General features: G+C 41.5%; 2 protein-coding genes and 1 pseudogene. All 3 read left to right on the forward strand.

Going from position 1 to position 3,664, the window contains the following annotated elements; translation table 11 throughout:
* Positions 1 to 304: 304 nt before the first annotated feature.
* On the forward strand, positions 305 to 3,022 hold the full coding sequence (locus WBV75_RS08955) for a LuxR C-terminal-related transcriptional regulator (protein ID WP_424120284.1): 2,718 nt from the start codon (positions 305 to 307) through the stop codon (positions 3,020 to 3,022).
* Between the two features lie 138 nt (positions 3,023 to 3,160).
* Complete coding sequence (locus WBV75_RS08960; protein ID WP_424120285.1) at positions 3,161 to 3,412, forward strand: hypothetical protein; 252 nt, start codon at positions 3,161 to 3,163, stop codon at positions 3,410 to 3,412.
* An 11-nt stretch (positions 3,413 to 3,423) separates the two neighbouring features.
* A pseudogene (locus WBV75_RS08965) lies at positions 3,424 to 3,664 on the forward strand (hypothetical protein); the annotation flags it as partial.

Genomic DNA, 3,664 nt, shown 5'->3' on the forward strand with positions numbered 1-3,664 from the left:
GAATAAAAGTGCTCAAATTATACGATTCGCGTTATTGACTTATAATTCTTGCTCGTCATCTTTTCTATCTTTTCTTTCCGCTAATTTTGATGAAACAAGATTGAGGATTTAGGATTTCAGAATCTTCCATGATTAAGTCACCTTGTCGAGAGATCTCATCCCTATGGCCTCTGATACTTCGAAGAATTTTGCTTACTTTTCCTAATTAAGTTTTTGAAATTTTTCATAAAATCAATCTCCTTAGGGTTTTTGTATCCCCCTTTGATTTAGTTCCTGTCGAATTGGGAATTTGAAAATCCAAAATATGTCTGAAAGAATTCGAACTTTCCTTAGAACCAAACTTCACAGACCGTCTATCACGAGTGACCATATCCTTCGTGAGAATTTGATTGAGTATCTGGAGAAAAATCTACACAAACCTCTTACACTCCTTTCGGCAGGCGCCGGTTATGGCAAAAGCATGCTGGTCAGCTCCTGGATGCAACAGAAAGAGCATACCTGTATCTGGATATCGCTTACCAAAGAGGATAATGACCTGAAAAGCTTTCTGACTTATGTTTTCTATGGAATTCAGGAATTTTTCCCGGGATCTCTTGGGCAAACAAAGGCCTATGTAAATGCGGGTAAACTACCACCCCTAACGGAAATAACAAATAACCTGGTTAACGAAATTGACGATATCGAGGAAGACTTTGTTTTGGTGTTAGACGATTTTCATCTCATATCAGATGAGGAAGTCCTCAGGTTGATCGGTAAATTACTTCAGTTTCCCCCGACAGGGATGCATTTGGTGATCAGTACACGGGAAGACCCCCCTTTAAGGTTAAGCCATTTAAGAGCGCATAACAGATTGACGGAAATCAGGATGATAGATCTTACTTTTAATAAGGAGGAGATCATATCCCTTTTTGACAGGCTTAACAAATTTACACTTTCAGAGGACTCCGCCGTTCATTTATCTGAGACCACCGAAGGCTGGATAACAGGTCTTGTATTAATCTCAAGTGCCCTTTATAAAGTAGCTGACGAAGCGTCATACCTGAAAAAAATCACCAAAAGATCGCATTTGGCGAGTGAGTTCCTGTTTGAAGAAGTATTTACGAAACAGTCTGAACGGGCACAGGAATTACTCCTGGCTTGTTCCTTGTTCGATGAATTCTGTATTGAGCTGTTACAATCGGTTTATGGCGACCGGGTGTTATCAGAAAATAAAAATTTTATCCAATGGCTTAGGAGTACCAATTTGTTTTTGATCCCATTGGATAGGGAAACAAAGTGGTTTCGGTTCCATCATATTTTTCAGGAGCTCCTTCAGGGGGAAGTGCGAAAAAAATTAGATGTAAAAGTCATTGAAAAGTACCATTTACGCGCATCGGAATGGTTCTTAAAGGAAGGATATATCGAAAAGGGAATTCAACATGCCATAGCCGGCAACTCCATTGAAAAGGCCATTGACGCCATGAAGGGTAATACGATTGAAGAATTTGGGATGGACCAATGGCATAATGTGGATCTCTGGTTAGGGTATATCCCGGAGGAGGTGCAGGCAAAAAATAGCTTTCTTCTCCTTACCAGGATATGGTCTTATTATGGGCAAGGGCGAATTCCTCAATTAATCGAGGTTGTAGACCATGTTGAACGCAATTTTGAAATTTCAGACTTAGAAGATAACCTTCAGGGTCAATTGTGGTTTATCAAAGGACTGATATGTTATTTCTCCGGTCGTGGTGAAAAAAGTATGTCTTACGCGCAGGAGGCGGTCAATCGCCTGAGTTCAAAAACGGATTTGTTTTTAGGGGAAGCCGAATTGCTATATGCAATGAGCCTTCATATGTGCGGAGAAAAGGAATTGGCTATCCATAAACTGGAAGAGGCTATTGCCCGGGCTTCCCTTACCAATATTATGTATCTGACCCGAATACAGATAGGAATGAATTATGTCCATATCCTTTCGGCGGATTTTATTGAAGCACGAAAGTGGTCCAGTCCTTTGAAGAGAGTAATGGACAAAAGCGGAAGTGATTTTGCACAGAGCTGGGCCGAGTATCTGGACGGGTATATCGCATTTAATTTATTTGATCTCAAAGAGGCCTATTCGGAGTTTGACACCGCCATCAAAAAAAGGTATATCAGCGATATGAACCTATCTGTAAATTCCCATATAGGGGCTATTCTCAGTTTACAACTAATGGGTGAGACCAAACGAGCAACAGACTTGCTCAACCAAATGCTGAAGTTTGTTAAAGAAATTAATAATAACGATGATCTGGAGATTATCTCATCATTTAAAGCCAGATTCAGCCTCCTTCAGGGTGACCCGTCAGATGCTATAGTCTGGGCAAGGACGTCCCTCCTTGAAGTCGACCCCATGACCACATGGGTATGGATAGAAGTGCCCGTAATTACCGGCGCAAGAGCCTTAATAAAGGGAGGGGATAAAAAGGATTTGGAAAGAGCATCTGAATTGCTCCTTAAGATTGATAAAATAATAAAAAGGCTGCATTTTGAATGCCATGCGCTGGATATTCTGGTACTGATGTCGCTGGCTCATTATAAACTGGGCGAAGTTGAATCCGCATTGGCTAAATTAAAGGAGGCGGCCTTGTTGGCAGCACCACAGCGTTGGCTCAGACCTTTTGTAGAGGTCGGGCCCGAGATATCTGAGATGGTCGGGGAACTGATAAAGGAAAAGGTAGTTCCCGAATTTCTCACAGAAGTAGGGTCGGCCATAGCCTCATCGGATGAACCAATAACCAGTTCCATCCAAACGGGTACAAAACAGAAGGCCAAAAAGAGCCCTGCTCAGGGGGGGGGTGAAACACTTACGGTTCGCGAACTTGAAACCGTTCAATGGTTATCCCAAGGATTACGCAACCAGGAGATTGCGGATAAAATGTTCATTTCCGTGGATGCCGTAAAAAAGCATCTATACCGAACATTTCAAAAACTCGATGTCCGCAACAGGATTCAGCTGGTCCAATTAGCACAATCTTCCAATCTTCTTGAAGGTTTTAATTCCTGATTTCCTCTTAATCTTTTCACTTCCAGTTTAGCATTACATAGTCCCTTTGGGATAATGTCCACTTTTTTTCCACTTTCAGGGATTTTCTAAGGTTTGTAGGTCCAATACATTTATGGGTGAATTGTGAGACCTACTTCTATGGAGAATGTCGAATTAGAGTTATCGTTTTCAGGACCTGCCATTTATCGGATCACTATTAAGGGTGAAATCCCAGATACTTACATAGGGCGCTTTGGCCATATGAATTTTAAAGTATTTAGAGTTGAGAATGCCCGCCCTGAAACGATTCTGGAAGGAAGGATTTCCGATCAGGCAGAGCTTTCCGGGGTACTCAAGTCTATTTATAACCTACGTCTTCCCATTAAAGAAGTTACGCTTTTGGAAGATTAAGTGATCTAATTATGAAAGAGATTTTTACAACAACCAGGCATACTTTGAGATTCCTTCTGATAGTGATTATCGGCTATGGAGTGCAGGAGCTAAAAGCGCAACAGGTTTCACCTTTTCAGACAGGGCATTATTCACCTGCCTTTTCTAATGTTCGGGATATGGCCAGAGGAGCACCAGGACTGGCGATAGTATGGTACAACCAATACATGTTTAGCAACAAATACGCCGATAGAGATGGGAATCTTTATAGTG

Origin of the sequence: Robiginitalea sp. (genome assembly GCF_049588695.1) — a bacterium.
In the GTDB taxonomy this organism is placed as follows: Bacteria; Bacteroidota; Bacteroidia; order Flavobacteriales; family Flavobacteriaceae; genus Robiginitalea.